General features: G+C 44.0%; 3 protein-coding genes and 1 pseudogene. All 4 read right to left on the reverse strand.

The window, feature by feature from the left end; all coding sequences use genetic code 11:
* The coding region (locus ACLOR3_RS05140) for a DUF4767 domain-containing protein (protein WP_412037050.1) at positions 1-974 on the reverse strand (974 nt) is incomplete at its 3' end.
* Positions 975-1,260: 286 nt separating this feature from the next.
* Positions 1,261-1,845, reverse strand: coding sequence for a DUF1307 domain-containing protein (locus tag ACLOR3_RS05145; protein WP_006596546.1), 585 nt, complete (start codon positions 1,843-1,845; stop codon positions 1,261-1,263).
* Between the two features lie 129 nt (positions 1,846-1,974).
* Positions 1,975-2,973, reverse strand: coding sequence for a UDP-glucose 4-epimerase GalE (gene galE, locus ACLOR3_RS05150; RefSeq protein ID WP_006596547.1), 999 nt, complete (start codon positions 2,971-2,973; stop codon positions 1,975-1,977).
* Positions 2,974-3,037: 64 nt separating this feature from the next.
* Positions 3,038-3,584 (reverse strand): annotated as a pseudogene (locus ACLOR3_RS05155) (UDP-glucose--hexose-1-phosphate uridylyltransferase); the annotation flags it as partial.

The following is a 3,584-nucleotide window of genomic DNA, read 5'->3' on the forward strand; positions in this document are numbered from 1 at the left end:
CACTCTACTATTCGGTACTGGGCATTTCCTAGACCTGTATCCGAGTACTCAGCATTCATTTTTTCACTTGGTCCATCATCCCTAAGTGTATAGAGGTGGTCAGGACCAACATCTCCTCCTACGATCCCCTTTTGGTAATTGGGCTGTCCTAGTCTTTCCCCCCAGTCCTTTATAAAAGCTTCTAGCTTGGCAGATTTGTTGAGATTCCATGGTGCTTTTTGCTCAGTTGTTGACTTAGATGAACGACTTGGAACTTCAAATTCCTGCCAATCGAGGCCTCTTAAGTCAATTTGATCCGATGCATTTTTTCCAAAATCAGCAGCAATATCATTTGCTTGTATTTGAATCTCTTTTTCTTGGAGGATAGTTGCTTGCTCTTGCTTGGCATTAAGCTGATAAAGAGTTCCATAACCTTGACCCGTTCCTGAAGACCAGCTAAGCTCTAGGACTTCTCCTCCTTTATAGACAAGCGTAGCATTTCTTGCTCCACCATGACCTGCCACGAACCCTTCTGCCAAAAGGACAGGTTTCCCGGCTTGCAAATAGTAAAGACCGGTTAAGAAATATTTGCCACTCAAATTTAGGTCCGCAATCAGAAGTTCCTCTATCCCATCGTTATTTAAATCTGCAAAGGCATAACGCATTTCATCTGCCTGGTTAACCGCATTTTCGATTGCCCAACTATTGATTGGACGCTCAGTTGCATGTAAACTTTGAGAGAGACTTGCGATGCTTGCTGTATCCTTTGGCGAGGTCAAAATCTTTTGATAATCCTCAAATACAGGCTGGTACAACTTCTTGTAATCTTTTTTTACTTCTTTTTTAGTGACCTTTTTACTAGAAGATGATAAAGTCGTTGTTTCCGCGCTGTTATTCAACTGACTAGAATGTCGAGGAGTTCGTTTGCTACAACCAACCGTAATAAGTCCTGCTAGTAAGAGAATAAAGGCTCCTAACTTCTCTTTTCGTTTCATAAGCTTCTCCTTTTGTGCCATCCTTGACATTTGTACTTTTCTCTTTATATTATACCAAAAAAGAAGGCTACACCTGATGATTTGTGTAAAACCTTCTTATTCCATTTCATTTTGATCTAATTTGGGTCCTTTTGCTCTCGACGACCCAGATTGTCCTGACTTTCGATATGTTGCTTGATCAAGGCGACCACTTCATTATTGCTTGGAAGACATAATCCTTGTTCACGATTTGGTCATCACTAGCCTTAGCAAAGCGAAAAATCTGACCGATTAGAATATCAAAACATTATTTTTCGACCATACCACTGTTAATGAGACTTTCTTTCGTTACTGAATAACTAACTGTTTTGTCATCTAGGGGATTAAAGCCTGGGACGATTTCTTTTAATTTATTAAAATCGATTTTTGTGTAATCAATGGTATTGCGGATATAAAAGATTCCATCTTTGTATTCTGATGTTAGTTCAAATCCTTGTCCCATCAAATCTTTGAACATTTCTTGGCTCTTAGCAACGGCTTCTTTCATGGATTCAAGAGGGTTTTCACCAGGAACTTTTGAGACGTCGTAATCATCAACTTTTTCTTGTACTAACAAGGTATCTCCCTTGTAATACAAGGTTACAGTGGACTTACCTGCTTCATCACTCGATTCAAGAACCGTTTTTTGAGCACCTGCTAGTGCATCCTCTTTTTGGCTTTCATCCGTTGATGACTCTTTTGTCTTCTCTTTAGCGGATGATTTGCTTGTTGCTTTACTAGTCGCCTTAGTGGACGATGGACTAGTAGATTTTGTACTCTCTTTTTGTGCGCAACCAGCTAAAAGAAGACCCGCTGTCAAGAAGACGGCTAACATTTTTGTGGTTTTATTCATTTTGAATACCTCACTTTTTTATGATGGTTAGGGAAATGACTGACATCTGAAACGAGTCATTTAGCAGGATCAACTGTCGTTTTAGATGTTATTAGAAAAGTCTCAAAAATAATGTTCGCAGTCCCCTACTTATCGATCATTGTAGCCATCTGGGTGGCTGGAATGCCATTCCCAGGCTGTTTGGATAATGGTTTCGATATTGTCAAATTTTGGCTGCCAGCCGAGGATGGCACGCGCCTTCTCAGATGACGCGATCAGGGTATCTGGATCTCCTGGTCTACGATCTGCAATCTCCAGAGGGATTGGATGTCCCGTCACCTTGCGGGCTGCTTCTACGATTTGAAGATTGGAGAATCCAGTCGACGAGCCCAGGTTAAAGGCAGTAGATGGGTTGCCATTACGCAGATACTCCACTGCTAAAAGATGGGCATCCGCCAAGTCAAATGGATGGACATAGTCCCGAACATTGGTGCCATCTGGTGTCTGGTAGTCATCTCCAAAAATAGAGATCTTCTCGCGTTTTCCTTGGGCCACTTGTAAGACGATCGGTAAGAGATGGGTCTCTGGTCCATGGTCTTCCCCAATAGATCCGTCAGGCTTAGCACCCGCAACATTAAAGTAACGAAGGGGCACATACTTGATGCCGTAGGCTTGATCAGCCCAACGCATGATGGTTTCCATCATGAGCTTGCTTTCGCCATAAGGGTTGATTGGTTTTTGCGGAGTGGTTTCAAGAATCGGAATTTCTTCTGGAATGCCGTAGGTGGCAGCAGTTGAAGAAAAGACGATGTAGTGCACCCCACATTCATGCATGACTTCCAAGAGTTTAACCATGCCTGCTGTATTATTGTCAAAATATTTCAATGGATCTGCCATGGATTCAGCAACCAGTGAGTAGGCCGCAAAGTGGATGACCGCATCGATATCTGCATGTTCCTTAAAAACCCTGCGCATAAAGTCTTGATCCGCCAGGTCTCCATGGTAAAAGACCGCATCTGGATGCACCGCTGCACGGTGGCCTGTGACCAGGCTATCGACCACGACGACTTTTTCCTGTCCTTCATTGACCAAACGGTCCACCATGTGGGAACCGATATAGCCAGCTCCTCCGAGTACGAGTATTGCCATTTATTTTCCTTTCGCTTCTTTGTTTTCTCTCTTATTGTACCAAATTTCTGCCTCTTCTCCACACTTAAAGTGTCGCAACAAAGCGTCTAAAGGCTGTCTGGCCTTCTGCTGTTCGCTTGTAGACACCAGCATCTTCCAGCACCCGCGCAAAGATTTGACCGACTGATTTACGGACAAGGGCTTCTGCCTCTGCTTCATCTGTGAGGGATGGGTGAGTGGCTTTCAAATCATCTGCCCAAGGCTGGTGGTAGGTCGCTACCGTGCTCTCACGTCCAAGTAGATAGTCTTGGACCTGCTTGAGTTCTTCCTTAAGACGAGGTGGCAAAATCGCTAGCCCCATGACTTCGATCAGGCCGATATTTTCTTTTTTGATGTGTTGCACATCTGCATGCGGGTGATAGATACCATCTGGATGCTCTGGTGAGGTTTGGTTGTCACGGAGCACCAAGTCCAGTTCATAATGCCCATCACGAATTCGTGCAATGGGGGTAATGGTATGGTGGGGCTGACCGTCGGATGCCGCTAAGACTTGAACGGCTGGATCCGAGTAGCCACGCCAGGCTGTAAGGATATGGTCTGCCAGAGCAATCAATTGTTCCTTGTCGTCTGAT

The organism is Streptococcus intestinihominis (genome assembly GCF_046824975.1).
GTDB lineage: Bacteria > Bacillota > Bacilli > Lactobacillales > Streptococcaceae > Streptococcus.